At 72.6% G+C, this 23,714-nt stretch carries 19 protein-coding genes; 8 read left to right on the top strand and 11 right to left on the bottom strand.

Annotation, left to right across the window (positions count from 1 at the left end; translation table 11 throughout):
* Positions 1–71: 71 nt before the first annotated feature.
* Positions 72–1,247, top strand: coding sequence for a macrolide family glycosyltransferase (locus WAB15_RS18170; protein WP_407286902.1), 1,176 nt, complete (start codon positions 72–74; stop codon positions 1,245–1,247).
* Positions 1,248–1,324: 77 nt separating this feature from the next.
* On the opposite strand, the gene WAB15_RS18165 is transcribed toward WAB15_RS18170, so the two are convergent.
* The gene (locus WAB15_RS18165; protein ID WP_407286901.1) at positions 1,325–2,554 is read right to left on the bottom strand and encodes a thiolase C-terminal domain-containing protein; all 1,230 of its coding nucleotides are present in this window, start codon (positions 2,552–2,554) and stop codon (positions 1,325–1,327) included.
* Between the two features lie 213 nt (positions 2,555–2,767).
* Here WAB15_RS18165 and WAB15_RS18160 point away from each other — a divergent pair, with 213 nt between their 5' ends.
* Together WAB15_RS18160 and WAB15_RS18155 are read left to right on the top strand one after the other, a co-directional pair.
* On the top strand, positions 2,768–4,204 hold the full coding sequence (locus tag WAB15_RS18160; protein WP_407286900.1) for an acyl-CoA dehydrogenase family protein: 1,437 nt from the start codon (positions 2,768–2,770) through the stop codon (positions 4,202–4,204).
* Complete coding sequence (locus WAB15_RS18155; protein WP_399146605.1) at positions 4,204–4,674, top strand: nitroreductase family deazaflavin-dependent oxidoreductase; 471 nt, start codon at positions 4,204–4,206, stop codon at positions 4,672–4,674. The genes WAB15_RS18160 and WAB15_RS18155 overlap by 1 nt, the downstream gene beginning before the upstream one ends.
* 248 nt (positions 4,675–4,922) lie before the next feature.
* On the opposite strand, the gene WAB15_RS18150 is transcribed toward WAB15_RS18155, so the two are convergent.
* Positions 4,923–5,570 carry a TetR family transcriptional regulator gene (locus tag WAB15_RS18150; RefSeq protein WP_384430115.1) on the bottom strand — a complete coding sequence of 216 codons (648 nt, stop codon included), beginning with the start codon at positions 5,568–5,570 and terminating at the stop codon, positions 4,923–4,925.
* Positions 5,571–6,462: 892 nt separating this feature from the next.
* Here WAB15_RS18150 and WAB15_RS18145 point away from each other — a divergent pair.
* Positions 6,463–9,078, top strand: coding sequence for a PQQ-binding-like beta-propeller repeat protein (locus WAB15_RS18145; RefSeq protein ID WP_399146606.1), 2,616 nt, complete (start codon positions 6,463–6,465; stop codon positions 9,076–9,078).
* A 59-nt stretch (positions 9,079–9,137) separates the two neighbouring features.
* Here the strand turns inward: WAB15_RS18145 and WAB15_RS18140 are convergent, their stop codons facing one another.
* Positions 9,138–10,115, bottom strand: coding sequence for a hypothetical protein (locus tag WAB15_RS18140; protein ID WP_407286899.1), 978 nt, complete (start codon positions 10,113–10,115; stop codon positions 9,138–9,140).
* Positions 10,116–10,312: 197 nt separating this feature from the next.
* Here WAB15_RS18140 and WAB15_RS18135 point away from each other — a divergent pair, with 197 nt between their 5' ends.
* Complete coding sequence (locus tag WAB15_RS18135; protein ID WP_407286898.1) at positions 10,313–10,870, top strand: hypothetical protein; 558 nt, start codon at positions 10,313–10,315, stop codon at positions 10,868–10,870.
* 4 nt (positions 10,871–10,874) lie between these two features.
* Here WAB15_RS18135 and WAB15_RS18130 read toward each other — a convergent pair whose 3' ends face one another.
* Genes WAB15_RS18130 through WAB15_RS18120 form a run of 3 tightly spaced genes read right to left on the bottom strand, consistent with a single transcriptional unit; the run spans position 10,875 to position 13,303 of the window.
* A complete protein-coding gene (locus tag WAB15_RS18130; protein ID WP_399146609.1) occupies positions 10,875–11,636 on the bottom strand; it encodes an enoyl-CoA hydratase/isomerase family protein in 762 nt (253 codons plus the stop codon).
* A complete protein-coding gene (locus WAB15_RS18125; RefSeq protein WP_399146610.1) occupies positions 11,633–12,115 on the bottom strand; it encodes a Zn-ribbon domain-containing OB-fold protein in 483 nt (160 codons plus the stop codon). Before WAB15_RS18125 ends, WAB15_RS18130 begins: the two co-directional genes overlap by 4 nt.
* A 36-nt stretch (positions 12,116–12,151) precedes the next feature.
* The gene (locus tag WAB15_RS18120; RefSeq protein WP_407286897.1) at positions 12,152–13,303 is read right to left on the bottom strand and encodes a lipid-transfer protein; all 1,152 of its coding nucleotides are present in this window, start codon (positions 13,301–13,303) and stop codon (positions 12,152–12,154) included.
* A 105-nt stretch (positions 13,304–13,408) separates the two neighbouring features.
* Here WAB15_RS18120 and WAB15_RS18115 point away from each other — a divergent pair, with 105 nt between their 5' ends.
* Positions 13,409–15,046, top strand: coding sequence for a FadD3 family acyl-CoA ligase (locus tag WAB15_RS18115; RefSeq protein ID WP_407286896.1), 1,638 nt, complete (start codon positions 13,409–13,411; stop codon positions 15,044–15,046).
* A 36-nt stretch (positions 15,047–15,082) separates the two neighbouring features.
* On the opposite strand, the gene WAB15_RS18110 is transcribed toward WAB15_RS18115, so the two are convergent.
* The 5 genes from WAB15_RS18110 to WAB15_RS18090 all read right to left on the bottom strand — a co-directional run bounded on the left by WAB15_RS18110 (position 15,083) and on the right by WAB15_RS18090 (position 21,411).
* Entirely contained in the window at positions 15,083–15,670 is a 588-nt protein-coding gene (locus tag WAB15_RS18110; protein ID WP_407286895.1) for a TIGR03086 family metal-binding protein, read from the bottom strand.
* Between the two features lie 139 nt (positions 15,671–15,809).
* Positions 15,810–17,369 carry a class I adenylate-forming enzyme family protein gene (locus WAB15_RS18105; protein ID WP_407286894.1) on the bottom strand — a complete coding sequence of 520 codons (1,560 nt, stop codon included), beginning with the start codon at positions 17,367–17,369 and terminating at the stop codon, positions 15,810–15,812.
* A gap of 249 nt (positions 17,370–17,618) precedes the next feature.
* Positions 17,619–17,810: a hypothetical protein gene (locus WAB15_RS18100; protein WP_399146615.1), complete on the bottom strand. Its 192-nt coding sequence runs from the start codon at positions 17,808–17,810 to the stop codon at positions 17,619–17,621.
* 223 nt (positions 17,811–18,033) lie between these two features.
* Positions 18,034–18,237 (bottom strand): hypothetical protein, encoded by a 204-nt coding sequence (locus tag WAB15_RS18095; RefSeq protein WP_384430147.1) that lies wholly within the window; start codon positions 18,235–18,237, stop codon positions 18,034–18,036.
* Between the two features lie 237 nt (positions 18,238–18,474).
* Complete coding sequence (locus WAB15_RS18090; protein ID WP_407286893.1) at positions 18,475–21,411, bottom strand: BTAD domain-containing putative transcriptional regulator; 2,937 nt, start codon at positions 21,409–21,411, stop codon at positions 18,475–18,477.
* Positions 21,412–21,668: 257 nt separating this feature from the next.
* On the opposite strand from WAB15_RS18090, the gene WAB15_RS18085 reads away from it, so the two are divergent.
* Positions 21,669–22,922, top strand: a complete 1,254-nt coding sequence (locus WAB15_RS18085; protein WP_407286892.1) for an amidohydrolase family protein — start codon at positions 21,669–21,671, stop codon at positions 22,920–22,922.
* A 191-nt stretch (positions 22,923–23,113) separates the two neighbouring features.
* Positions 23,114–23,611, top strand: coding sequence for a hypothetical protein (locus tag WAB15_RS18080; RefSeq protein WP_407286891.1), 498 nt, complete (start codon positions 23,114–23,116; stop codon positions 23,609–23,611).
* The last annotated feature ends 103 nt before the right edge of the window (positions 23,612–23,714 follow it).

The following is a 23,714-nucleotide window of genomic DNA, read 5'->3' as shown; positions in this document are numbered from 1 at the left end:
CGCCGCCGCCCGGGCCGTCGGGCTTTCCGTGTTCCCCGCCGTGAATTCTGTTGTGAAGGAAGTGCCTTTCCATGCGCCGTACCGCCCATATCGCCATGCTCGGCTCGCCCATGGTCAGCCATGTGCTGCCCAGTCTGGAGATCATCCGAGAGCTGGTGGCCCGCAGTCATCGCGTCACGTACGCCAACAGCGACCACGCGGCCGAACTGATCGCCTCCACCGGCGCCGAGTTCGTCCGCTGCACCACCACCCTGCCGGTCGCCGAGAACGACTGGCCCCAGGACCCCATCGCCGCGGCCGCGCTCTTCCTCGACGAGGCCGTCGAGATGCTGCCGCAGCTGCGGGCCGTCTACGACGAGGACCCGGCCGACCTCTACCTCCACGACGTCTGCTCGTTCGCCGCCCGTGCCCTGGCCGAGTCGCAGGGCCGCGAACTCGTCCAGCTCTCCCCGACGTTCGTGACGTGGGAGGGCGCCCAGGAGGAGATCGGCGCGGCCTACGCCGAACTGCCGGGGGCCGAGGCCTATCAGGCCCGCTTCGGCGCCTGGCTCGCGCGCAGCGGTGCGGTGACCACGGACGTGGAGGAGTTCTCCGGCCGGCCGCGCCGGGCGCTGGCGTTGATCCCGCGGGCCATGCAGCCGCACGCCGACCGGGTCGACGCCGACGCCGTGACCCTCGTCGGGCCGTGCCTCGACGGCCGTGCGGAGCAGGGCGGCTGGGTGCGGCCGGCCGGTGCGCAGAAGGTGCTGCTGGTGTCGCTCGGCTCGGCGTACACCCGTCAGCCGGAGTTCTACCGGCAGTGCGTGGCGGCCTTCGGGGACCTGCCGGGCTGGCACGTGGTGCTGCAGATCGGCAAGTACATCGACCCGGCGGAGCTGGGGGCGAAGCTCCCGGAGAACATCGAAGTGCGGTCGTGGGTCCCGCAGTTGGCCGTCCTGGAGCAGGCGGACGCGTTTGTGACGCATGCGGGGATGGGCGGCAGCAGTGAGGGGCTGTACGCCGGGCTGCCGATGATCGCGGTGCCGCAGGGCGCCGAGCAGTTCATCAACGCCGACCGGCTGGTCGAGCTGGGCGTCGCCCGCCGTATCGACACCGCCGACGCCACGGCGGAGGCGTTGCGTACGGCCCTGGTGGAGCTCACGGCCGATCCGATGGTCGCCGCGCGTTCGGCCGCGCTGCGGGCCGAGGTCCGCGCACAGGGCGGAGCCCGCCGGGCCGCGGATCTGATCGAGGAGCTGTTGGGCTGACGGAACAGGGGCGGGCGGTCCGGGGCCCGGGGCTCAAGCCCGGGCCCCGGGGCCGCCCCTCGCCACCCCGCCCCTCGTCAGCCCCGCCCCAGCACCACCGTCCCCGACGAGCAGAACCAGCCGCCCGTTCCCGAGGCGACCGCGAGCTGCGGCGGCCCGCCGTCGGCCCGATGGACCTGGCGCTTGGGCCCGGCCTCGCCGCGGAGCTGGCGTACCGCCTCGACCAGCAGGAACAGGCCGCGCATGCCCGGGTGGCAGGCAGCCAGGCCGCCGCCGTCGGTGTTGACCGGCAGTTCGCCGTCCCGCAGCAGCCGCCCCTTCTCGACGAACGCGCCGCCCTCGCCCTTGGCGCAGAAGCCCAGGTCCTCCAGCGTCACCAGGGTCATATAGGTGAAGGCGTCGTAGATCTGCGCGAGGTCGATCTCGGCGGGGCGGACACCGGCGCGGGCGAAGGCGAGGCGGCCGGAGACCGCGGCGGGCGAGACCGTGAAGTCGTCCCACTCGGACATGGTGGTGTGGGAGACCGCGGTGCCGGAACCGAGCACCCATACCGGGGGCTTGGCGAGGTCGGGCACATAGTCCTCGGCGACCAGCAGGACCGCGCAGCCGCCGTCGGAGCGGATGCAGCAGTGCAGCTTGGTGAACGGGTCGGCGATCATCGGGCCGGCAAGGACGTCGTCGACGGTGATCGGGTCGCGGTACATGGCGTCCGGGTTGGCCGCCGCGTTGGTGCGCGCCTGGACCGCGATCTGGGCCAACTGCTCCAGTGTGGTGCCGTATTGGTGCATATGGCGGCGGGCGGCCATGGCGTACTTGGCGATCAGGGTGTGCCCGTAGGGGACCTCGAACTGGAGCGGGCCGCGGGCGCCGAAGGAGAGGTTCGCGGTGCGGCGGCGGGCCTTGATGTCGGCGCGGGCGGTGGAGCCGTAGACGAGGAGTACGGCGCGTGCCTGGCCGGCGGCGATCGCGTCGGCGGCGTGCGCGGCCAGCACCTCCCAGGTGGCACCGCCGACCGAGGTCGAGTCGACCCAGGTGGGGCGCAGTCCCAGGTACTCGGCGACCTCGACGGGGGCGAGAGTGCCCAGCCCGGCCGAGGCGAAGCCGTCGATCACCGACCGGTCCAGTCCGCTGTCGGCGAGCGCCCGGCGGGCGGCCTGCGCGTGCAGGGCGTACGGGGTGGCCTCGTCCACGCGGCCGCAGTCGGAGAGGGCCACCCCGGCTATGGCGACCTTGCGTTGCCCCGACGGGGCCCTGGAAGACACCGGCGGACCTGAAGCAGCTGACGGCACTGGCGGCGCTGAAGGCATAGATCTGACGGTACATCAGATTCTCTCGGGCGGGCAGGGCGCGGGGCGAGCGTGAGTGGCTGTGGAGGGGGTCCGGGAGCCGGGTGTCCCCAGGAACCGGGAAGACCCTAGGAAAGTGCACCCCCCGTCCCTACTATGACGCCCCGTCAGATCGGAAGCCGGGGCCCGTTCGGACCGGACGGGCGTTGTCGCACGGCCGGGAGGAGCCCGCCGATGGATGCCGCGTTCACCGAGGAGCAGCACGAGATCCGCCGCACGCTGCGCGAGCTGCTGCACAAACACTGCGGCCCGGACGAGGTCAAGGCGGCGGTACGCACCCCGCCGGGCTACGACGAGCGGCTGTGGCGCCGGCTCGCCGCCCAGCTGGGCCTCCCCGGGCTGGCGCTGCCCACCGCGTACGCGGGGGTGGGCTGCGGGCCCACCGAACTCGCCCTGGCCTGCGAGGAGACCGGCCGTGCCGTACTCCCCTCGCCGCTGATCGCCACCGCGGCGCTGGCCGCCCCGCTGATCCTCGCACTGGGCAGCGAACGGCAGCGCGCCGAGCTGCTGCCCCCTCTGGCGACCGGGGAGCTGACCGGGACGCTGGCCGTACCGGGCGGACGGCTGGCCACCGCGCTGGCCCTGACCGGGGCCAACGACGGCGACTGGGCGGGCGGCGGCCGGGCCGGCGGCATCCAGGCGCGGCGCGTGGCGCCGGAGGGCGCGGCGGCCGGGCCGGAGGGCGGCGGCTGGCGGCTGTACGGGGAGGCCGGGCAGGTGCTGAACGGGCACACCGCGGAGGTGCTGGTGGTGGCCGCGCACACCGGCGGCTTCGCGCGCAGCCGCACACTGCTCTTCCTCGTACGGGCGGACGCCGTTGGACCTGCGGACACCGCCGGACGGGCCGACGCTCAGGTGCGGGGCGAGGGACCGGCCGGCCTCCGGGGGCTGCTGCGGACCCGGCAGACCGCGCTGGACGAGACCCGGGCCCAGGCGCGGCTCGAACTGCGCGATGTCCCGGCGGAGTTGCTGGGCGAGGGAGCGGGGGAGGACGAGTGGGGAGGTGACGGGGCGGCGGTCGCGCGGGCGCTCGCCGCGACCGGTGCGGTGGCCGCCGCGGCGCTGGCCGCCGAGGCGGTCGGGGCGGCCGATACGGCGCTGGCCCGGACCGTCGCCTACGTCCGCGAGCGCGAGCAGTTCGGCCGGCCCATCGGCTCCTTCCAGGCGGTCCAGCACCGGCTCGCCGACCTGTATGTGACGCTCCAGGCGGCGCGCTCGGCGGTGTACTACGCGGCGTGGTCGGCGGGGCGCGGAGGGTCCGGGGAGCACACCGCGGCCCCATACGGTCCGCACGGGACGGCCGAGCCCGGGGTGGCCGCGCTGGCCCTCGCGCAGGCGCTGGAGGCGCTGCGGGCGGTGGCGGCCGAGGCGGTGCAGCTGCACGGCGGCATCGGCTTCACCTGGGAGCACGAGGCGCATCTGTACTTCAAGCGCGCGGCCTGCGACGAACTGCTGCTGGGGCCGGTGCACCGGCTGCGCGCCCGGGCCGCCGAGGAGGCGGGGCTGTTCCCCGGCGGGGCGGGCGCGGTGGACGGCGGCGCGCCGGCCGGGGCCGCGCGGCCGACCGGTGCGCCGGCGACGGACCGTGCCCGAGAGGCGGTGGATGCGTGATGCCACCAGGTGAGCGGCTGGTGCAGAAGGTCTCGTCGACCCGTGCGTTCGCCCGGGTCGCACCGCACCTCATTCCGGCTCTGGACCGCGCGGTGCATCGGCTGACCCGCGGGAAGGTGCTGCTCAGCGCCCGGATGCTGCCCGGGTTGATCCTGACCGCGACCGGCGCCAGGAGCGGGCAGCCACGGCGTACGCCGCTGGCCTGCCTGCCGCGGGAGGACGGCGGGTGGCTGCTGATCGGCAGCAACTTCGGGCGGCCGGGCCATCCGGCCTGGACCGGAAACCTGCTCAGGAATCCGGAGGCGGAGGTCAGTTGGCGGGGCGAGGACATTCCCGTACGGGCCCGGTTGCTCACCGGTGAGGAGCGGGCGCGGGCCTGGCGGGCGGCGCTTGAGTTCTGGCCGCCGTACGCCGCGTACCAGGCGCGGGTGGAGCGGGAGATCCGATTGTTCCGGCTGGAGCGGCGCTGAGCCCGCCGAACGCGGACGGTTCCCACGCACACACAGCGGGTGCCTCGCGTACCCCTCGGGGGACGTGCGGCACCCGCTGTGTGCGGTACGGCTATGGCAGGACGAGTACAGGACCAATACGGGCCGACGGCGAACCGGCTCGGGTGCACCGGGACTTGGAGGCGCGGCTGTTGCCTGGCCGCTCCCCTGGTAGCCGGTGCGGTTGCCTGGTGGTGTTCCGTTAGGAAGTCCGCTTCATATGGTCCGCTTCATTTGGTGGGCTTCTTGCCCGTGATGCCGAAGTGCACCAGCAGCGCCAGATTCGGCTTGAGCTCGGCCTGCTTGACGCCCCAGCTCTGGAAGCCCTTCTGGTGTCCGGCGACCGCCGCCAGCATCGCGACGATGGAGCCGGCCATGGCCGCCGCGCTCACGTCCTTGTCGACCTTGTTCTTGCTCTGGAGTTCCTGGATGGAGTCCGTGAGCGAGTTGGTGACGGCGTTGAGGATCTTCATGCGGATCTTGTAGAACCGCTTGTCGCCCTCGGCCGCGCCCAGGTCGACGACGCGGAGAATCGCGTCGTGCTTGCGCCAGAAGGAGAGGAAACCCTCGACCAGGTCCTCTGCCGCCTGCCAGCCGGACTTGCCCACCCAGGAGCGTTCGGCGACAAGATCGGTCAGAGTGGCGCCTTCCTTGGCCATCTCCTCGGCGATTTCGAGGACGGCTCCTTCGACGTCCGGGAAGTACTGATAGAACGTAGCGGGAGAAGTCCCCGCTTTTCGGGCCACATCGATGACCTTGACGTCCCGGTAGGGGGACGAACTGAGCATTTCACTGAGGCAGTCGAGAAGCTTTTGCCGCGTCGCCTGTCCGCGGCGGCCAGCAACTCTGCCGTCGACGGTTCGAACTTGTCCTGTCATGCCGTCAGCTTACCGAGGGGTGATCGGAGCGCGATTTGGCTGCCTGCAAATGGGGATGGGGAGTTAGGGGTGCGCGCTTCCGCGTGAGTGCGCTGGTGGCGGGCCTGCTGGGGGCGGTGGATTGGGTGCGGGGGCTTGATCCGAAGCAGTGAATGGCCTTATCAACAGGCTGTGGACAACTTTGGTGGATAAGCGGTCACCCTCTGTGCATGAAATAGGCAATCGCGGACGTCAGTTGGGCGCTCGGTGCGCATATCGCGCATCGATTCTGCTTTCTCGCGCGGAAACGACCAGTATCCACCGGAATCGAGTTCGCGTTCGATTGATTGTGTTTGATTGCTCCGCGAGCGCGCGGCGCGAACCAGCGCTAGCTTGGACATATGGCCACCACGGCGGCCGGCGATAATCCCTGCGCGGACGGCGATCGCACGCCGCGCGGGGTGTCCTGGCATCGAAGTGGCCGTCGGCGGCGCAGAATTGAGGCGTCGGGCAGGGGAGGGTGACGGGGGGCGACGAGGGGCAACGGTGCCGGGCACGGCCGGTGGCCGTCGAAACGGAGCGGTGAACGTCCGTATATCGGGCGGTGTCGCGCCCGGGGGGAAGCCGCAACTCATCGGTAACCCCTAGGTGACCACCCGTCGGCGGACGAATCGGAGCACGTCAGGCCAGGTTGGGTTACGTCGGGTAACGGGCCTGTTGCGGGTCGCGGGGGGTATGCCATGACACGGCGGACAGGCCCCGGGTTCGCAACCGTCGGCTCGGCCAGGAAGAATCAGCACGCGGACGGCCGTTTCGGCCAGGCGGTGAGACGCTGCATCGGGGCAGTGGCTCTCGGCGGCTCGTGGCTTTTGAGAGTCTCTTTTTTTACGCCCCACGGGGAGGTGGCAGGCAAGTGGTGGAGCAGCTGAAGCAGCTGACGCAGCACGATCCCCGGCGGATCGGGCCGTTCGAGGTGCTCGGCCGTCTCGGGGCCGGCGGCATGGGACTGGTCTATCTGGCGCGCTCGGCGTCCGGCCGGCGCGTGGCGATCAAGACGGTGCGTACCGAGCTCGCAGAGGACCAGCTGTTCCGGGTCCGCTTCACACGCGAGGTCGAGGCGGCCCGCGCGGTCAGCGGTTTCTACACCGCGGCGGTCGTCGACGCCGATCCGCGCGCCGCGGTGCCGTGGCTGGCGACGGCGTACGTCCCCGCGCCCTCCCTCGAGGAAATAGTCAATGAGTGCGGGCCGCTGCCGGCCCAGGCGGTGCGCTGGCTGGCGGCCGGTATCGCCGAGGCGCTGCAGTCCATCCACGGCGCGGGACTGGTCCACCGCGACCTGAAGCCGTCGAACGTGCTGGTCGTCGAGGACGGCCCCCGGGTGATCGACTTCGGTATCGCCTCCGGGGTGTCCAACACCCGGCTGACCATGACCAACGTGGCCGTCGGCACACCCGCCTACATGTCGCCCGAGCAGGCCAGGGACTCGCGCAGCGTCACGGGCGCGAGCGATGTCTTCTCCCTCGGCTCGACCCTGGTCTTCGCCGCCACCGGGCACGCCCCCTTCCACGGCGCCAACCCCGTCGAGACCGTCTTCATGCTGCTGCGGGAGGGCCCCGACCTGACCGGGCTGCCGGACGAACTGCGTCCGCTCCTGGAGTCCTGTATGCAGATGGAGGCCGGCCACCGCCCGTCCCCCGCCGATCTGCAGTCCCAGCTCGCCCCGCACCTCTTCGGCTCCGGCAGCGACGACAGCGGTACGGCCTCGGCCTGGCTGCCGCCCGGTGCGGTGGCGCTCATCGAGGGCCGGCGCGGCGGGCGCTCCACCGTGCCGAAGGACACCCAGCGGGCGGGCTCCGGGCGCGCTGCCGGCCGTCCTGCGCCCGTGCCGCCGCCGTCGCCCCCGATGCCCGCACCCCGGCCCGTACAGGCGCCTCCGCGGCCCGCGGGAGCCCCTGCGGGGGCCGCCGCGGAGTCCGGCTGGCCCGGTCGGATCGGCGCCGGTCCCGGTGTGGGCCCCCGCGGCGGTGACCCGAGGGGCAACCCCGGCCCGATGCCGCAGCCCGCACCGATCGGCCCGGACATCTCGACGGCCCGGATGACCCCGGTCTCCGCGGCGCCGCCCGCCACCGCACCGCCTGTCGCCGCGCCGCCCGCCGAGGGCGCCGCCGGTCCCGTGCACCTCGGCGGCTCGCCCGCCCCGATAGGGCCGGGGCCGCGCGCCGAAGCCCGCGAGCCGCAGCCGCGCGGGCAGGCCGGTGCCGCCACGAACTGGGTACGGCCTCCCGGTGGCGGCCCGGCGGCCGGTGCGCAGCAGGGCGCGGCGCCCGCCGGTGCCCCGGTGGCCGAGGGCGCCGCGGCGCAGCCCGCCGCCCCGTCCGAGTCGCCGTCCGCCGAGCCGGGCCGCTGGCGCCCCTGGCGCTTCCGCATGTCGAACGATGTATGGGGCACCCCCGCCGTGGACGGCGAGCTGCTCTATGTCACGTCCTTCGAGGTGCACGCCCTCGACGTGGCGAGCGGGCGCCGCAAGTTCAAGACCCGTGACGTCGCCTGGGCGATGGCGGTCGCGGACGGGCGGATCCACGCCTCGGACGGTCCGAGCCTGTACGCGCTGGACGCCGTCGACGGCACCGAGCGCTGGCGCCTGAACACCGAGGGCTGGGTCTACGCCCTCAAGGTCGACCGCGGGACCGTCGTCACCAGTACCCGTGGTGGCGGCGTCCAGGCGTGGGAGGCCGGCAACGGCGAGCTGCTGTGGGAGATCGGCGGCGTCCAGACCGACTTCGAGACCGCCGAGGCCGGGCCCGTGGTGCACGAGGGCACGGTGTTCGTGTGGGCCGATGCGCGGCTGAAGGCGCTGGAGGCGCGGACCGGCGCCGAACGCTGGTCGTACCCGGTGGGCGACGCGGCGGCCTGCGGCGGGGTGCCGATGCGGCTGCTGCCCGCGTCGGACGGCGCGGTCTACGTGGTGGCCGGGACCCGGGTGCTGGCGATCGACATCGCGCGTGGCGATGTGCGCTGGCACTTCGAGGCGCCCGCGGTGTTCCTGGGCCCGCCGGCCTTCGCCCCCGGACCGGCCGTCACCGGCGGCGGGGTCTATCTGGCGGACTATCTGGGCACGGTCTACGCGCTGGACCCGGCGGACGGCCGCGACCGCTGGCGGATCGCCACCGAGGCCCGGCAGTCCACCGAACCGGTGCTGGTCGCCCACGGCGCGGTCCACCTGGGCAGCGGCAAGGCGCTCTACACCCTGGACGCGGTGACCGGCACCCCGCGCTGGCGCTTCCAGGCCGGCGCGGAGGTCGTCGGCGCACCGGTCGTCGCCGAGGGGCGGGTGCACTTCGGCTCGGCCGACCACTGTCTGTACACGCTCGATGCGATGGGTGGCCAGCTGCGCTGGAAGCTGGAGACCGGCGGCGAGATCACCGGCTCGCCGGTGGCCGTCGGCGGAGTCGTCTACGCGTGCAGCAAGGACCGCTGCGTGTACGCGCTGGACGCGGCCAAGGGGACGGGGCTGGCGCGCCGGGCGTAGCGCTGTGCGACGCGCGGCGGACGTGGTGGGGCGAGGCGCGACGCCCGTCTCCCCGCGCCCTACTCCCGTTCCTCCGGGGGCGGTTGAGGCCTGTCCGGCTTTGGTTCCTGGGGCTGCCGCGGCTGTTGAGGCTGCGGGCGGCGGTGCTCCCGGCCCCATTCCACCGGGGGCGTGGGCGGCAGCCGACGGGACGACATGATCGGCGGTGGCTCCTGGGGCTGTTGCCGGGTCTGTTCCTGGGGCCGTTGCTGCCGGGGTTGCGGAGAGAAGGGGCGCCGTTGCCGTTCGGTCGGGGGCGGCTCGGTGACCGGCAAGGGGGCGGTCGGGGTGTCGCCCTGTTCGCGGTACGTGCCGCCGGCGCCGCCCGTAGGCGGTCCGGCCGGTCCCGCGACGTACGGTTCCGGGTCCCACTCCTCCGCGCCCGGGCGGCCCGCGTCCCACGGTTCGGGCGTCCCCGGGGGGTAGGCGGCCGGCGAAGCGGGCCTGCGCCTGTCATAGGGAGCGTCGGGTCCGTAGCCGCCGTAGTACCCGTCGTCGTACGGCCGGTCGTCATAGCGTCGGTCGTCGTAGTACCCGTCGTCGTAGCGCCGCTCGTCGTGCCGTCGGTCGGCTCCGCGGCCGTACCCGGCGCGTTCGCGGCCCCGCATGATCAGGGCGCCGAGCAGGATCAGCGCACCGCCGCCGAGGGCGTTGGCGACGCCCACGCCCAGCCCGCGGGCCCCGGCGGTCAGCTCGTTCGCGGCCTGCCCCTGGCGGACCATCCACAGGATCGTGAAGCCGAGGACGACCAGGCCCGCGAGGGCGACCAGCAGTCGGGAGCGCAGTGCGACGCCGATCAGGGTCAGCAGGGCGGCGAAGGCCATGGGGAGCAGGACGGATCCGAAGAGCGGGGCGCTGTCGGGGGTGATGCCGTCGAAGAGGTCCTCGATCCGGATGTCCCTGCCGTGACGGCCGTCGTACCAGGGACGGAAGGGGCTCCAGACGGCGGCCGTCGCTCCGACGAGGGCGATCAGGGACCCGAGAACGTTGCGCACCACGGGCGTCGCCTCGCTTCGAATTGTCCTGTTCGTCCTCCGTGACCGACGCTACGCCTGCCCGTCTGCACCCGCTAGACAAGTACGGCCACCCGCGTCGCAGGGGCCTGCGGGGGCTGTCACCGACTCTTGCTAGGGTGCCGTGCACGCGTCAATCCATGGGGTGGCGGGGCTCAGAGGTTTCCACGGGGGACAGTCGCATGAAGCAGCGCACACGCACAGGCATGGGCATCCGCGGCGGTGCCCGTACGGGTATCAGGGTGGCGGTCGCGGGCGGGCTGGTGCTGGCCACGGTCGCCACGGTCGGCGGTTGCGCCCTGACCAGGCCCCGGGTCCAGGTGCCGACCAACTTCCCGAGCCCCTCGTCCAGCAGCAGTTACGACCCCTACAGTCCGACGCCTACGGGATACCCGTCGGACACCTACTCGCCCTCGCCGACCCAGGAGACCTTCGACCCCGACGGGCGGAACGACGTCAGGGGCAGCAACTGCGACTTCTCGAACTCGCTGCGCCAGTTCACGTACACGGTCTCCATCACCAACCCGTCGTCCACCGACAGCTTCTCCTACGACATGGCCGTCAACTGGATGAAGGCCAGGCCGGCCGATGGCAAGGCGTACGGGCTGCACGAGCGGTCGATCATCGTGGGCCCCGGCGACACCGAGACCTACACCGCCAAGTACACGGTCAACCAGTCCTCCATCGGGCAGTTCTGGTACACCTGCCAGATCACCCGGGCGCAGAAGACCCGGATGTGACGGGTCAGGGGGCGGGGTCCCGCTTCCGGGCGGCGAACAGCTCCGCCTGACGGTCCGGCGGCAGACTGCCCAGCGCGATCAGCTGGGGGGCGTGCGCCAGGGCCTGCGCTCTGGCCGCCTCCTTGGCCGCCCAGAGGGCGCGTACGGTGCCCTGGACGGCCCCGGTCGGCTGCGCGGCGACGGCTGCCGCGCGGCGCAGCGCCACCTCGGCCGCGGCGCCCGGTGCGGTCAGCTCGGAGACCAGGCCGATCTCGTGGGCGCGCGCGGCGCCCAGCCGTTCGGCCGTGCCCATCAGCGACAGCCGGGCGATCTCGCCCAGGGGCATCCGCTGTGCCATGTAGATGGACTCGTAGGCGCTGACCATCCCGTAGGTGGTGTGCGGGTCGAAGAAGGTGGCGCTCTCGGAGGCGATGATGAACTCGGCCTCGCCCAGGAGGTAGAAGGCGCCGCCGCAGGCCATTCCGTCGACGGCGGCGATGACCGGCTTCCACAGGTCGTTGGCCTTCGGGCCGATGCCCAGCAGCGGGTCGTCGACGGAGTAGGGGGAGGACGGCTGGGGGACGTCGACCGAGCGGTCGATACCGGTGCAGAAGGCCCGGCCGCCGGCGCCGGTGACCACCGCCGCCCGTACGGAGTCGTCGAGGCGGAACGCCCGCCAGGCGGCGGCGAGTTCCTCGGCGGTGTCGAGGTCGATCGCGTTGTGCCGCTCGGGCCGGTCGAGGGTGACCAGCGCGACGCCGTCCGTGATCTCGATGCCCACCGTCACGGCCGCTCCAGGATCCAGCGGGGTACGGTCACGCCACCGGGCATGGGGTGGAAGACGGCCTTCACCGGGGCGCCGATGCGCAGCCGCGAGGGGGCGACGGAGTTGAGGGGGGCGTCGGCGGCGGCGACGAGGTTGCCCGCGAGGCGGATGCGGGGGGCCTCGGCCAGCTCCACGATGATCGCGTTGTAGCCCGGGAGCGCGGCGTAGGCGGGCAGCAGCGGCGGATGCGGCAGCACATAGGACCAGATGCGGCCGCGGCCGGTCATCCGCTGCCAGTGGGCGGCGAAGGACTGGCAGTGCGGGCAGCAGGGCCGGGGCGGGAAGCGCAGTTCGTCGCAGCCGGAGCAGGCCTGGACGCGCAGTTCGCCCTCGGCGGCGTACTCCCAGAACGGTGCGCCGTCCTCGTCGGGGACGGGAAGCAACAGGTCGGCGGCGTCGCCGGGCCCGTTGTCAGTGGCGGGTGCCACGCTGGGTGCCATGGACCCACGAGCGGACTCAGGTGCACTCATCGCGTCTCAACTCCTCAGCAGCAGGGCCGAGGTGGGGACGCCCTCGCCCGCGGTGACCAGGCAGGTGGCGGCGTCGGGGACCTGCGCCGTGCTGGTGCCGCGCAGCTGCTTGACGCCCTCGGTGATCAGGTTGAAACCGTGTACATACGCCTCGGAGAGGCCGCCGCCGCCGGTGTTGAGGGGGAGCCGGCCGCCGATCTCCAGCGCGCCGCCCTCGGTGAAGGCCGCTCCCTCGCCGCGTCCGCAGAAGCCGTAGCCCTCCAGGGAGAGGGGGATCAGGGGGGTGAAGGCGTCATAGATCTGTGCCACGTCGACGTCCTGCGGTCCGAGGTCGGCGCCCTTCCACAGGTGCCGGGCGGCGGTCCAGGCGGGGCCGGTGAGCGGGTCGTCGTTCCAGTAGTTGACCATGCCGTGGTGCTGGGCGGGCAGGCCCTGGGCGGCGGAGTGGATGTAGACGGGCCGCCGGCGGCAGTCCCGGGCGCGCTCGGCGGAGACCACGACGCAGGCCAGCGCGCCGTCCGTCTCCAGGCAGTTGTCGAAGAGGCAGAGCGGCTCGCTGATCCAGCGGGCGGTCATGTACATCTCGCGGGTCAGCGGGCGGTCGTACATGATCGCCGCCGGGTTCTGGTTGGCGCGGTTGCGGCAGGCGAGCGCGACGTTGAAGAGGTGGTCGCGGGTGGCGCCGTATTCGTGCATATAGCGGCGGGCCAGCATGCCGATCTCGTCGGCGGGACGCAGCAGTCCGAAGGGGCGGGTCCACTGCCCCGGGGTCGGCAACTGGACCTGGGTGTTCTTCCAGGGGCGCGGCCCCGAACCGCGTTTGCGGGACCGCCAGGCCACTCCGACGCTCGCCTGTCCGGTGGCGACGGCGGCGGCCAGATGGGCCACCGTCGCGCAGGAACCCCCGCCGCCGTAGCCGACCTTGGAGAAGTGGGTGACGTCGCCGGCGCCGATGGCCTTGGCTATCTCGACCTCGTCGGTCTCCTCCATGGTGTAGGAGGCGAAGGCGTCCACCTCCGAGGGGGCGATCCCGGCGTCGTCCAGCGCCGCGACGATCGCCCGGCAGGCCAGGGTCTTCTCGGATTCGGGCAGCCGCTTGGCGAACGGGGTCTGCCCGATGCCGACTATCGCCGTAGCGTCCTTGAGGGTCACCGCCATCGCCACCTCCGTGGCCGGTCGCCAGTGCTGACAGCGGAGGAGGCTACCGCTAATCTGACGGACAGTCAGCTAGTGGTCGTCAGCTCTTTGGCGGGAGGCAGTGCGATGCACGACGACGTGGACGCGCGGGCGGACCTGGCGTACGGCACCATTCCTCGGCTGGTGCGCGAAGCCGCCCGGCGTCACGGCTCCCGGGAGGCCGTCGTCGAGGGCCGCACCCGCATCTCCTACGCCGAGCTGGGCGAGCGGGTGGAGCGGGCCGCGGCCGCCTGCATAGCCTCCGGGGTCGCACCCGGCGACCGCGTCGCCGTATGGGCGCCCAACACCCTGGACTGGATCGTCTCCGCCCTCGGGGCGGTGGCCGCCGGCGCCGTCCTGGTCCCCGTCAACACCCGCTTCAAGGGCGCCGAGGCCGCCTACGTCCTCGCCCGCACCCGCGCCAAGCTGCTCTTCGTCACCGGCACCTTCCTCGGCACGTCCTACGTCGCCTCGCTCCGCCGCGCCGCCCAGGAGGGCGACGGCCCGGGCCCGCTGCCCGGACTGCCGCACCTGCACAAGGCCGTGGTGCTCTCCGGCGACGCCCCGGCCGGCTTCGCCACCTGGCGGGACTTCCTCGACGAGGGCGCCGCCGTCCCCACCGAGACGGTCCGCGACCGGGCCGACGCCCTGCGCCCCGAGGGCCCCTCGGACATCGTCTTCACCTCCGGCACGACGGGGCACCCCAAAGGCGCCGTGATCACACACGCCCAGACCCTGCGCGCCTACGACGTCTGGAGCGAACTGGCCGGTCTCCAGGCGGGCGACCGCTATCTGATCGTCAACCCGTTCTTCCACACCTTCGGCTACAAGGCCGGGATCATCGCCTGCCTGCTGCGCGGCGCGACGATGGTCCCGCAGCCGGTCTTCAGCGTGCGGACCGCGCTCGCCAACATCGCCGCCGAGCGGATCTCGGTGCTGCCCGGCCCGCCCACCCTCCATCAGCAGCTCCTCGACCACCCCGACCGCGCCCTGCACGACCTGTCCGCGCTGCGCCTGGTGGTCACCGGCGCCGCCGTCGTCCCCCTGGAACTGGTCGAGCGGCTGCGCGGCGAGCTGAGGATCTCCACGGTCCTGACGGCGTACGGCCTTTCGGAGAGCTCGGGCATCGTCACGATGTGCCGCCGCGGCGATCCGCCCGGCGTCATCGCCGCGACCTCGGGCCGCGCCCTGCCCGGCACCGAGGTCCGGGTCGTCGACGCCGAGGGCCGCCCGACGGCGCCCGGAGACCCCGGCGAGGTGCTGGTCCGCGGCTACCACGTGATGTCCGGCTACTTCGAGGACCCGGCCGCCACGGCCCGCGCGATCACGCCCGACGGCTGGCTGCGCACCGGCGACGTGGGCACCCTGGACGCGGCCGGCAACCTCCGGATCACCGACCGCATCAAGGACATGTTCATCGTCGGCGGTTTCAACGCCTACCCCGCCGAGATAGAGCAACTCCTCGGCCGCCACCCGGACATCGCCGATGTCGCCGTCATCGGCATACCCGACCCCCGCCTGGGCGAGGTCGGCAAGGCCTACGCGGTCCGCCGCGCCGGCTCCTCCCTCACCGCCGACGACCTGATCGCCTGGTCCCGCCGGGAGATGGCCAACTACAAGGTCCCGCGGGAGGTCGCCTTCGTCCCCGAACTCCCGCGCAACGCCGGCGGCAAGGTCCTCAAGACCCGGTTGCGCGACGGAGTCCCGGGACCCGCTCCCGCGTGATCCGCGCGAGTCCTCCCGAGCCCGCCCCGACGCGGGCTACGACCCCGGTGGCGTCCAGTCCGGCCGGCGGCCGCTGAGCGCCACCACCTTGTCCAGCAGCGGGGCGTCGCCGGGCACCGCGACCACGGCGCCGAACAGCGGGCCCGTCTCGCCCTCGGCCCAGGACGACAGCAGCCCGTAGGAGACCCCCAGGCTGTCCGCGTCGGGCGCGTAGTCCTGGCCGGTGGCGCGCGCCAGGTCCCAGCCGTGCACCACCAGCTCATTGAGCGCGATCCGGCCCGCCAGGGCGCCCGGCAGGGGCACCCCGCCCGCCTGGGTCTCGCCCTGCCAGGCCTCCGGGGCGCGCCAGGCCTCCGCCATTCCCACGAGGTTCCGGTCCAGTTCGGCGCGCCAGTCGGGCCCGACATCCGGCCGGAACGCGTCGGGGGAGGTGCCGGTCGTCGGCCCCAGCTCCTTGCTCGCCACGTCCTGGAAGGCGGCGGCCAGCCCGACGAGATGGCCCAGGAGGTGGCGTACGGCGTACTCCTCGCACGGTGTGGGCGCCTGGAGCTGCCCCTCGGCGGTGTGCTCCGCGATCCGTGACACCAGCCGGGTCTGCGCGCCGAAGTCGATCATCTCGGTCATCGTCCCTGGTTCCTTCCGCCCTGGGGCCTGCACTGCGGTCCGGGGCCGCCCGTGCCCGGCACTGCCCCTGCCAGTGAAGACTCCGCGGCCGCGCGGAACTCATCGCCACACCGCCGAAGACCCTCGCGCGGGGCACCGGCTACTGCGACTGCGTATACCGCTCCCGCAGTGCCGCCTTCAGGACCTTGTTCAGCGGTCCGCCGCGCGGCAGCTCCTCGGCGATCTCCAGCTGCTCCGGCAGTTTCTGCGTCATCAGCCCGGCCGCCCGCAGATGCGCGGTCAGCGCGCCGAGCGTGAGCGGCGGAGCGGCCGGATCGGCGGGCGTGACCACCGCGCACACCCGCTCGCCGCGCTCCCGGTCCGGCAGCCCGATCACCGCGGCCTGCGCCACCGACGGATGGGTGTGCACCAGGTCCTCGATCTCCTGCGCCGAGATGTTCTCGCCCTTGCGGATGATGATGTCCTTCAGGCGCCCGGTGAGCACCAGGTGCCCGTCGGGCCGCAGCAGCCCCAGGTCACCGGTGTGGAAGTAGCCCTGTACGTCGAAGGCCTCGGCGGTCAGCGCGGGGTCGGTGTAGCGCCGCAGGAGCATCGGCCCCTTGAGCGTCACCTCACCGGTCTCGCCCGTCGCGGCCTCGCTCCCGTCCGGCCGGGCGATGCGTATCCGCGCCCCCGCCACCGGCCTGCCCACCGTCCGCGCCAGCTGCTCGTCGCTGTCGTACGGCGTCCCCATCGCGATCATCGGGCACTCGGTCATCCCGTAGCCGTGCACGAGCGCGCACTCCAGCTCCCGTCCGGCCGCGGCGTACAGCTCCGGCGGCATGGGTGCGCCGCCGCCGGACAGCAGCCGCAGCGAGGGGATCAGCCGTCCGGCGGTCGGCCGCTCCTTGCGATAGCGCCGCGACTCGTCCGCGAACGCCTGGTAGAAGGCGGTGCTGCCGCCGGCCATGGTGACGCCCCGCCGCCGGTAGACGGCCGCCGCCCGGCCCGGCTCGAAGCTGTCCAGGATGACCGCGGGAAAGCCGCTGACCAGCATGGCGATGACATAGTCCGGGCCGGCGATATGCGCGTAGGGGAAGGCGATCGAGCCGATGTCGTGCGCGGACATCCCGAGCGCGGTGGCCAGCCCCACCCCACCGGCGATGAGCGTGGCATCGGTGTGCTCGACGCCCTTGGGCGAGGTGGTGGTGCCGGACGTGTAGTAGATCCAGGTCGTCCGGCCGTCCCCGCTCGCCGCGGCCGCCGGGTCCAGCCCGCCCGGATCGCCCACCGGCAGCCCGCCCGCCACCGAGACCACCCGTACCCCGTCCCCGGCGAGCCCGCGCACCATCGCGGTGTGGTCGAAGCCCCGCCAGGTGCCGGGCACCAGGACGTACTGCGCCGCCGACTCCGCCAGGATGAAGCCGACTTCGCGCTCGCGGTGCAGCGGGATGACCGGCGTCTGCACGGCTCCGAGCCGGGCCAGCGCCAGCGAGGCGACCACGGTCTCGATCCGCGACGGCAGCTGCCACGCCACCCGGGTCCCGGCCCCTATCCCCAGCTCACGGAACCCGGCCGCGACCCGCAGCGCCTCGTCGCGTACGCCGTCGAAGGTGACGGTCCGCCCGTCGCCGTCGAAGAACATCGGCGCCCCGCGCGAGGCCCGCGCCCGGTACTCGACCAGTTCCCAGAGCGTCTGCACACGAGCGGGTTCGAACACGGCGCGCCTCCTGACTGCGAGCAGGACGGTACGGGCCCGGTCGGATGACCTCGCCGGGCCGGGTGGCGCGACTGTACCAACGAAACTGACGGAGTGTCAGGAGTCGGGAAGTGGCGGAAAGGAAGCGGTGCCGTGAAGGGAGGCGAGGGGGCCGCGGTGCGGAGAAAGCGACGGCAGCGGGGCCATGCCCTGCGCATGGTCTCGCTGCCGGCTCGCTGTGCGGTGCCTGGTGCCGAAGTGCCCCGTGGATCAGGAGTGAGGGGCCTTGGGCGCGACGTCTTCGGAGGTGCCGAGGTTTCCGACTATCGGCACGTGGTGGTCGAAGGTGGAGATCGTGCCCGGCCGGGCGTGGTGCGCGTCGGCCATCGCCGGTGCGGCGGCCGCGGTCGCGGCGGCGAGGGTGAGTGCGGCGAGGACAACAGCCTTGCGTGTGCGGGTCATGCCGGTTCCTCCGTGACGGGTGGCGTGGTGGTGCGTGTTGTGCGTAGAGAGTAGAGAGCGACCGGCACGGAACGAGCGTTTGTTCGAACGCGTGGCCGGAAAGTGCCGTGGCTCGGCCGGATGACGAATTTCCGTGCGGATACGCCGCAGGGGCCGATTTCGATGGCTTCCCCTCCATGCCATCGAAACGGCCCCTGCGATCCCCCGAACCTTGTTGCGGTTCTTACTTGGGCTCACCCAAGGCATCGCCGAGCGGCTTGCCGATGGGCTGGTGGTGGTCGAACGTCGTGATCTCTTCCCCGGGCGTCACCGGCTGGTCCTTCTTGCCGGCGATACGGCGCCCGTTGGGGCCGAGGATGGGCTGGTGGTGGTCGAGCGGCTTGATGATGTCCCGCTCGTCCGGCTGCTGGGTGTTCTCGGTGGCCAAGCTGATCAACTCCAGTGTTTGGGCGCTTGTTACCGGCACACCCGGCCGGCGACTCCCCCGTGGGTCGCCGGTCAGGTGTATCGGGGCCGAACACCATAACGGTGGGGCCAACTCACCGAACCGCTTGCCCCCCGAGGCGGCGGGTCGGTAAGTAGAGATTGGCGTGACGCGATGAACGATCGATAAACGTCCGCGTCTACTTCCGCCACCGACCGCCCGTACGAGCGTCGTTGCTGGTCATACGGCCGCGACGGGCCGCAGCAGGCCCTGCACCACCGCGCACTCCGGCGAGCCCAGGCGCTCGAAGACCGCCAGCGCCTCCTGCCAGCACACCCGGGCGCGCCCGGACTGCCCGACGCCGTCCAGCGCCCGCCCCAGCAGTGTGAGGACGTTGGCGTGCCACCACTCGCCGCCGATGGCGCGCAGCGCGGTGAGCGCCTGCTCGGCGTGGTTGGCGGCCGGCGCCGGGTGACCGGCGGTCAGATCCGCCTCCGCCAGCCGGAAGTAGGTCATGCCCTCCCAGAAGCGCTGCCGGCTCGCCTGGAAGATGGCCAGGGCCTTGTTCAGCTGCTCGGTGGCGTCGTCCAGCCGCTTGGCGCGGGTGAAGGCCAGACCGAGCGCGTACATGCCGTTGGCGAGCCGGCGGGTGGCGCCCAGCTCCCGGTATATCGCGATGCCGTCCTGAGCCAGCCGGATCGCGGTGTCCACCCGGCCCGTGGCCAGATGGACCCGCGAGAGGTTGCACAGGGCGCTGGCTTCCGAGGGCTTGTTGCGGTCCGCGCGGAAGGCGGTCAGCGCCTGGGTGAGGTAGGCCTCGGCGTCGGCGTGCCGGTTCTGCGAGTTGGCGATGATCCCGCGGTCGTTGGGGGCGTAGGACGAGGCGAACGCGTCATCGGTCGCCAGGCCGAGGAGCATGGCCGACTGGGCGTGCTCGTCGGCCTTGTCGAAGCGTCCGGCCAGGGTGTGGACGTTGGTCAGCGCGACGTGGATGCGGGCCTGGGCGCGCTGGTCGTCCATCGCGCGCGCGGCGTCCAGCAGCGCCATGTTGACCTGTTCGTACTGCCGGGAGTCGGCCCCCGACTCGGCGAGGTCCTGCGCCAGCAGCAGCAGGTCCGCCGCGCGCCGCAGGGTCTGCGGACCGGCGGACTGCTGTGCGCAGGCCATCAGGCACCGGGCCTCCCCGAAGAGCCATTCCAATGCCCCTATGCGGTCGGTGAAGACCAGCCCCGCGTACTGCGGACGCGCCATGTGGTCGGCGAGCCGGTCGCCCGGACGCTCAAGGGTGTAGACCTCCTTGGCCGTCGCCAGATAGAAGTCCAGCAGCCGGGAGAGCGCCGCGTCCCGCTCGGCCGGCGGCTGCTCGTCGCGTTCCGCACAGGCCCGGGCGTAGAGCCGGACCAGGTCGTGGAAGCGGTAGCGGCCGGGGGCGGCGGACTCCAGCAGACTCGCGTCGACGAGCGACTCGATGAGGTCCTCCGCGGACTCCAGGTCCATGTCCAGGAGGGCGGCCGCGGCGGCGAGCGAGATGTCCGGGCCGTCGGCGAGGCCCAGCAGCCGGAACGCGCGGGCCTGGTGGGGCTCCAGCTGGCCGTAGCCCAGCTCGAAGGTGGCCGTGACGGCGAGGTCGCCGGCGCGCAGCTCGTCCAGCCGGCGCCGCTCGTCGGCGAGCTTGCGGGCGAGGGTGGAGACGGTCCATGTACGGCGCGCGGCCAGCCGGGAGGCGGCGATACGGATGGCCAGCGGCAGGAAGCCGCAGGCGCCGACCACGGCCATCGCGGACTGCCGTTCGGCGCTGACCCGCTCCTCGCCGACGATGCGGGTGAAGAGGTTCAGCGCCTCCTCGGGGCTCATCACATCGACGTCGATCAGGTACGCGCCCGCCAGGTCGATCAGCCGGGCCCGGCTCGTGACCAGCGCCGCGCAGCCCTCCTGCCCCGGGAGCAGCGGCCGCACCTGGGCGGCGTCCCGGGCGTTGTCGAGCAGCGCCAGCACCCGCCGCCCCGCCAGCGTGGAGCGGTAGAGCGCCGAGCGCTCCTCCAGGCCGTCCGGGATGGAGGCGTCGGGGGTGCCCAGCGCGCGCAGGAAGGCGCCCAGTACCGCCTCCGGTTCGGAGGGGGTGTGGCCGGCGCCCTGGAGGTCGACGTAGAGCTGGCCGTCGGGGAAGTGCTCGCGGGCGGCGTGGGAGACGTGCACGGCGAGGGTGGTCTTGCCGACGCCGCCGATGCCGGTGAGCGCGGAGACCGCCATCACGCTGCCCTCGGCGGTGGCGAGCTGCCGGCCGAGTTCGGAGACGAAGGCGCTGCGGCCGGTGAAGTCGGCGACCGTGGCCGGGAGTTGCTGGGGGCGTACGACGACGTGGTCGGCGGCGTCCGGCCCGTCGATGACCACGGGCGGCGCGTCCAGATCGGTGTCCGCCCGCAGGATGCGCTGCTGGAGGTCGGAGAGCGAGGCGCAGGGGTCGACGCCCAACTCGTCGGCGAGCAGCCGCCGGGTGTCGGCGTACACGGCGAGCGCCTCGGCCTGCCGGCCGCTGCGGTACAGCGCCAGCATCAGCAGTTCGCGCAGCCGCTCGCTCAGCGGGTGGGCGGCGGTCAGCGCGGTCAGCTCGGAGACCGCCTCGGCGTGGCAGCCGGCCTCCAGGACCAGTTCGAGGCGGGTCTCGGTGAGGGACAGTCGCCATTCCTGCAGGCGGGTGCGCTGGGTCTCGGCGTACGGACCGGCCAGGCCGGCCAGCGGCTCGCCGTCCCACAGTGCCAGTGCCTTGTCCAGGAGTTGCCGGGCGCGGCCGCGGTCGCCGGCGGTCTTGGCCTTCTCCGCCTCGGCCGCGTACTGCTCGGCGTGGTCGTGGTCGAGGTCCAGGGGGTGGCCGTCCACCGGACGGAGCGCATAGCCGCCGGACTCGCTGACCAGCGCGTCGGCGTCGTCGCCCAGCGCCTTGCGGAGCCGGGAGGCGTAGGTGCGCAGTGCCGCCAGCGCGGCGTGCGGCGGTTCGTCGCCCCACAGGGCGTCGACGAGCTCGTGCGCGGTGGCGGTGCGTCCGCCGCGCAGCAGTAATGCCGCCAGCAGTGCGCGCTGCTGCGGGGAGCCCGCTGCCAGCGGCGTTGCGCCGCGCCAGGCCCGTACGGGACCGAGCACGGTGAAGCGGAGCCGCTCCCGACCCGGACCGTCGTCCATGGTGTCCCCCTGCTCTGTGCCAAATTGACCACGCTGTATGCACCATCTCGCTGTGTGCAACGGCCAGTCTGCCTTGTCACGCCCGCTTCCGTCAGTAGGGGTCCGGACCGTGCACAAAGCCTCCTCGGCTGCTGGGGGCGGGGGCGGGGCGGCGCACGGCGGAGTGGTGGAGCCGTAACTTCCGCGCTCCTCGCCGTTCCTCCGCGGCGGCTCGCGGTTTACTGACGGATCGTCAGATCGGCGCTACGGTAGCGGGTATGGAGACCTTCCCCAAGATCATTTCGGTGGACGACCACACGGTGGAGCCCCCCAACGTCTGGCGGGACCGACTCCCGTCGAAGTACCACGGCATCGGCCCGCGCATCGTCCGCGCCCCCCTGAAGGAGATGACCTTCGTGGGCGGGAAATTCGCCCCGAAGATGGGTGCCCCGGGTGACGACGGGCCGATAGCCGACTGGTGGGTCTACGAGGACCTGCACCGCCCCCTGACCCGGCTCGACACCGCCGTCGGCTACTCCCGCGACGAGATCAGGCTGGAGGGCATCACCTACGAGCAGATGCGCCCGGGCTCCTTCAGCGTGCCCGAGCGCCTCGCCGACATGGACGTCAACCACGTCCAGTCCGCCCTGTGCTTCCCCACCTTCCCCCGCTTCTGCGGCCAGACCTTCACCGAGGCCGAGGACCGGGAGCTGGGTCTGCTGGGGGTGCGGGCGTACAACGACTGGATGGTGGAGGACTGGTGCGGCCCGCAGGCCCGGGGCCGTCTGATCCCCCTCACCCTCATCCCGCTCTGGGACGCGGAACTGGCTGCCGCGGAGGTGCGGCGCAACGCGGCCCGCGGCGTCCGCGCGGTCTGCTTCAGCGAGATTCCGCCGCACCTGGGGCTGCCCAGCGTCCACACCGACTACTGGGACCCGTTCCTGCGCGCCTGCGACGAGACCGGAACGGTCATCGCGATGCACATCGGCTCCTCGTCGAAGATGCCGTCGACCTCCGCCGACGCCCCGCCCGCCGTGGGCTCCACCATCACCTTCGCCAACTGCTGCTTCTCGATGGTCGACTGGCTGATGAGCGGCAAGTTCGACCGCTTCCCCGACCTGAAGATCATGTACGCCGAGGGTCAGGTCGGCTGGATCCCGTACATCCTCGAACGTGCCGACGTGGTCTGGGAGGAGAATCGCGGCTGGGGCGGCGTCGCGGACAAGGTCCTGCGCCCACCGTCCGAACTCTTCACCGAGCACGTCTACGGCTGCTTCTTCGACGACGCCTTCGGGCTGCGCAACCTGGACGCCATCGGCGTCGGCAACGTCCTGTACGAGACCGACTACCCGCACTCGGACTCGACCTGGCCCAAGTCCCGGCAGGTCGGCGAGTCCCAGATGGGCCACCTGGCACCGGACGTGGTGGAGCGCATCGTCCGGGGGAACGCGATCGACCTGCTCGGGCTCACGCGGGACGGGCTGTGGGGGCCGTCGGCGCCGAAGGGCCAGGGGGTGTCTTCCGGTGCGTGAAGTGAGCTGACGGGCGGGCAGGTCGAGCTACCGCGCCTCCGCCGGCCGGCGGCCCGCTTAACATGTCCAGGTCAACTGATCACGGCGGGGGGAACGGGGGGAGAGCAGTTGGCTTTCTTCACCCCTGCGGTCGTGGCGCGCCGCATCCGGTCGGCGAACCCGGCCCACAGCCACATCTGCAAAGGAACGTCATGCGTTTCCATCGAACACTCGCCATCGTCGCAGCCGTCGTCGCCCTGGGATCGGTCTCCGCCTGCGGGCTGCCCTCCGCGGACTCGCCCCAGGGAGCGGGGGAGTTCCTCAAGACGGCGCTCGGCTGCAAGGTCGTGGACATCGCCTCGCCCCACGAAGTGCAGCAGGTCGAGGCCATGGGGATGACGGGCATCAACGGCGGCGGCGAGTGCGACGACCCGGCGGGCGGTGGCGGGGACGTCGACTTCCTGACCGTCGAGGACATGGAGGCGTTCCAGACCGCCGTCAAGGGCAACGAGGACGAGCAGGACGATCTCATGATCGGCGATGACTTCGCCGTCGATCCGAGCGGCGACGACCAGCGCCATCAGCTCCTCAAGGCCGGGCTGCTGTTCCTCAACTGCACCTCGGACTTCAAGGCGCCGGAGGGGCTATCGGTCGACGAGGGCGAGATCGACGGCTGCGTCACGACCGAGTACTCCAAGGACCTCGACTGACGTCCTGGCCACGGATCCGCGCGGATGCCGTCTGAGCGGATGTAGTCCGCGGCGGGGGTAGTCCGTGCGGACCCCCGCCACCCCGTCCTCGCCGGGACGGGGT

Origin of the sequence: Streptomyces sirii (assembly GCF_045690365.1) — a bacterium.
Taxonomy (GTDB): domain Bacteria; phylum Actinomycetota; class Actinomycetes; order Streptomycetales; family Streptomycetaceae; genus Streptomyces; species Streptomyces sirii.
The sequence above is the reverse complement of the archived record's forward strand: the minus strand, read 5'-3'. Positions and strand labels throughout refer to the sequence as shown.

Bases quoted from the DNA above. Each gene is read 5' to 3' on its own strand.
- WAB15_RS18170 (WP_407286902.1), top strand. From the start codon at position 72: ATGCGCCGTACCGCCCATATCGCCATGCTCGGCTCGCCCATGGTCAGC.
- WAB15_RS18165 (WP_407286901.1), bottom strand. From the start codon at position 2,554: ATGCCTTCAGCGCCGCCAGTGCCGTCAGCTGCTTCAGGTCCGCCGGTG.
- WAB15_RS18160 (WP_407286900.1), top strand. From the start codon at position 2,768: ATGGATGCCGCGTTCACCGAGGAGCAGCACGAGATCCGCCGCACGCTG.
- WAB15_RS18155 (WP_399146605.1), top strand. From the start codon at position 4,204: ATGCCACCAGGTGAGCGGCTGGTGCAGAAGGTCTCGTCGACCCGTGCG.
- WAB15_RS18150 (WP_384430115.1), bottom strand. From the start codon at position 5,570: ATGACAGGACAAGTTCGAACCGTCGACGGCAGAGTTGCTGGCCGCCGC.
- WAB15_RS18135 (WP_407286898.1), top strand. From the start codon at position 10,313: ATGAAGCAGCGCACACGCACAGGCATGGGCATCCGCGGCGGTGCCCGT.
- WAB15_RS18125 (WP_399146610.1), bottom strand. From the start codon at position 12,115: ATGGCACCCAGCGTGGCACCCGCCACTGACAACGGGCCCGGCGACGCC.
- WAB15_RS18120 (WP_407286897.1), bottom strand. From the start codon at position 13,303: ATGGCGGTGACCCTCAAGGACGCTACGGCGATAGTCGGCATCGGGCAG.
- WAB15_RS18115 (WP_407286896.1), top strand. From the start codon at position 13,409: ATGCACGACGACGTGGACGCGCGGGCGGACCTGGCGTACGGCACCATT.
- WAB15_RS18110 (WP_407286895.1), bottom strand. From the start codon at position 15,670: ATGACCGAGATGATCGACTTCGGCGCGCAGACCCGGCTGGTGTCACGG.
- WAB15_RS18100 (WP_399146615.1), bottom strand. From the start codon at position 17,810: ATGACCCGCACACGCAAGGCTGTTGTCCTCGCCGCACTCACCCTCGCC.
- WAB15_RS18090 (WP_407286893.1), bottom strand. From the start codon at position 21,411: ATGGACGACGGTCCGGGTCGGGAGCGGCTCCGCTTCACCGTGCTCGGT.
- WAB15_RS18085 (WP_407286892.1), top strand. From the start codon at position 21,669: ATGGAGACCTTCCCCAAGATCATTTCGGTGGACGACCACACGGTGGAG.
- WAB15_RS18080 (WP_407286891.1), top strand. From the start codon at position 23,114: ATGCGTTTCCATCGAACACTCGCCATCGTCGCAGCCGTCGTCGCCCTG.